The following is a 2,861-nucleotide window of genomic DNA, read 5'->3' on the forward strand; positions in this document are numbered from 1 at the left end:
GACACCTGCGTCTACCACCAGCCCGGCATCGACCTGCTGACCAAGGTGATCCCGATGGAGAACATCCTGTTCGCTTCCGAAATGATCGGCGCCGTGCGCGGCATCGACCCCGAGACTGGCAACTACTACGACGACACCAAGCGCTACATCGAAGCGAGCACCATCGTCGTGGGCGACGACCGCTACAAGGTGTACGAAGGCAATGCGCGGCGCGTGTTCCCGCGACTGGACGCCCGCCTCAAGGCCGCCGGCAAGTAATCGGAAAACACCCCCGCCGCGCTCAGCGCGACCCCCTCAAGGGGGCGACACCAGCGGCCCGGCAAAGCCGGTTCCGCGGTGTCTCTGGAATCAAACCCTTCGCACAACCATCTGTGCTTTTGAACGAGGAGAAAAACATGTACGAACTGGGCGTTGTCTACCGCAACATCAACCGCGCCGACCGCGCAGCCGCCGATGGCCTGGCCGCGCTCGGCTCGGCCACCGTGCACGAAGCCATGGGCCGTGTCGGCCTTTTGAAGCCTTACATGCGCCCGATCCAGACCGGCGTGCAGGTCTCGGGCACGGCCGTGACCGTGCTGCTGCAGCCCGGTGACAACTGGATGATGCATGTGGCGGCCGAGCAGATCCAGCCGGGCGACATCGTGATCGCCACCGTCACCGCCGACTGCAGCGACGGCTACTTCGGCGACCTGCTGGCCACCAGCTTCCAGGCCCGGGGCGCCCGCGCGCTGGTCATCGAAGCCGGTGTGCGCGACGTGAAGACGCTCAAGGAGATGAACTTCCCGGTCTGGAGCCGCCACATCTCGTCCAAGGGCACGATCAAGGCCACGCTGGGCTCGGTGAACATCCCCATCGTCTGCGCCGGTGCCTATGTGACGCCGGGCGACGTGATCGTGGCCGACGACGACGGCGTGGTCTGCGTGCCCGCCGCCAAGGCCGCCGCGACCCTGGCCGCCGCGCAAAAGCGCGAGAGCTTCGAAGGCGAGAAGCGCGACAAGCTGGCCTCGGGCGTGCTGGGGCTGGACATGTACAAGATGCGCGAGCCGCTGGCGGCTGCGGGTCTTCGTTACATCGACTGATGTTTCTCCGGCTGGTCCCGGCGGCGACGCCGGAAGCCAGCGGGGCTCATCCGTCGCTGCGCGCCAGCAAATCGCCCCGCTGTCTTCCGCCATCACCGCCTTGTTGGTGTTTCGAATTTTTGAAGGCCTTTCATGAGCAAACCGACTTCCGGTGACTTCACCAAAACCGCGGGCTGGATGGACTGGTACACCGGCCCGTCCAAGCCCACCTTCAATCTGCCGGCGGGCGCGGTGGACGCGCACTGCCACGTGTTCGGCCCAGGGGCCGAGTTCCCCTACGCGCCCGAGCGCAAGTACACGCCCTGCGACGCGAGCAAGACGGAGCTGTACGCGCTGCGCGACCACCTGGGCTTTGCCCGCAACGTGGTGGTGCAGGCCACCTGCCACGGCGCCGACAACCGCGCCATGGTCGATGCCTGCCTGTCGTCGGGCGGCAAGGCGCGTGGCGTGGCCACGGTCAAGCGCTCGGTGACCGACGAAGAACTGCAGGCCCTGCACGCCGCCGGCGTGCGTGGCGTGCGCTTCAACTTCGTCAAGCGCCTGGTCGACTTCACGCCCAAGGACGAGCTGATGGAGATTGCCGGCCGCATTGCCAAGCTGGGCTGGCACGTGGTCATCTACTTCGAAGCCGTGGACCTGCCCGAGCTGTGGGACTTCTTCACCGCGCTGCCCACCACCGTGGTGGTGGACCACATGGGAAGGCCCGATGTGAGTCTGCCGGTCGACGGCCCGCAGTTCGCGCTGTTCGAAAAGTTCATGCGCGAGCACACCAACGTGTGGAGCAAGGTCAGCTGCCCCGAGCGCCTGTCGGTCACCGGCCCCAAGGCGCTGAACGGCGAGCAGAACGCCTACACCGACGTGATCCCGTTCGCCAAGCGCATCGTCGAGCAGTTCCCGGACCGCGTGCTCTGGGGCACCGACTGGCCGCACCCGAACCTGAAAGACCACATGCCCGACGACGGCCTGCTGGTGGACTTCATCCCGCACATCGCGCCGACCGCCGAGCTGCAGCGCAAGCTGCTGGTGGACAACCCGATGCGTCTCTACTGGCCCGAAGAATGTTGACCCCCACGCTCCGCCGCTGCGCGGGTCGCTGCCCCCCAAGGGGGAGCGAATCGCCTTGGGGCGGCCCGGCGGCGATTCCAGTTTCAACAAGGAGTACCCATGGCACTCGATAAACCCTACAAAGACGTGCCCGGCACGATCATTTTTGACGCCGAGCAATCGCGCAAAGGCTACTGGCTCAACCAGTTCTGCATGAGCCTGATGAAGGCCGAGAACCGCGAGCGTTTCAAGGCCGATCAGCGCACCTACCTCGACGAATGGCCGATGTCCGAAGAACAGAAGCAGGCGGTGCTGGCACGCGATCTGAACTGGTGCATGCGCCTGGGCGGCAACATCTACTTCCTGGCCAAGATCGGATCGACCGACGGCAAGAGCTTCCAGCAGATGGCGGGTTCCATGACCGGCATGACCGAAGCCGAATACCGCGACATGATGGTCAACGGCGGCCGCAGCGCCGAAGGCAACCGCTACCTCGGTGAAGACGGCGACGCACAACCCCACCGCCAGCCGCAAGGCGCTGCCGGCAAGAAAGCAGGAGCCTGAGCATGGCCAAGATCACCGCATCCGTTTTCACCTCGCACGTGCCCGCCATCGGCGCGGCCATGGACCTGGGCAAGACCAAAGAGGACTACTGGAAGCCGCTGTTCGCGGGCTACGACTACTCCAAGCAGTGGATGAAGGACAACAAGCCCGACGTCATCTTTCTGGTCTACAACG

Annotated in this window: 4 protein-coding genes and 1 pseudogene; all 5 read left to right on the forward strand. The window is 65.3% G+C overall.

Going from position 1 to position 2,861, the window contains the following annotated elements; all coding sequences use genetic code 11:
* Positions 1-258 (forward strand): amidohydrolase family protein (locus RMP09_RS15850; protein WP_310566953.1); only part of this gene is annotated, 258 nt, incomplete at its 5' end.
* A 137-nt stretch (positions 259-395) separates the two neighbouring features.
* On the forward strand, positions 396-1,079 hold the full coding sequence (ligK, locus tag RMP09_RS15855) for a 4-carboxy-4-hydroxy-2-oxoadipate aldolase/oxaloacetate decarboxylase (RefSeq protein WP_310566954.1): 684 nt from the start codon (positions 396-398) through the stop codon (positions 1,077-1,079).
* A gap of 132 nt (positions 1,080-1,211) precedes the next feature.
* Positions 1,212-2,144 carry an amidohydrolase family protein gene (locus RMP09_RS15860; protein WP_310566955.1) on the forward strand — a complete coding sequence of 311 codons (933 nt, stop codon included), beginning with the start codon at positions 1,212-1,214 and terminating at the stop codon, positions 2,142-2,144.
* 99 nt (positions 2,145-2,243) lie between these two features.
* On the forward strand, positions 2,244-2,687 hold the full coding sequence (gene ligA / locus RMP09_RS15865) for a protocatechuate 4,5-dioxygenase subunit alpha (RefSeq protein WP_310566956.1): 444 nt from the start codon (positions 2,244-2,246) through the stop codon (positions 2,685-2,687).
* Between the two features lie 2 nt (positions 2,688-2,689).
* Positions 2,690-2,861, forward strand: a pseudogene (locus RMP09_RS15870) (protocatechuate 3,4-dioxygenase); the annotation flags it as partial.

Origin of the sequence: Hydrogenophaga sp. (genome assembly GCF_031426985.1) — a bacterium.
Lineage (GTDB): Bacteria > Pseudomonadota > Gammaproteobacteria > Burkholderiales > Burkholderiaceae_C > Hydrogenophaga.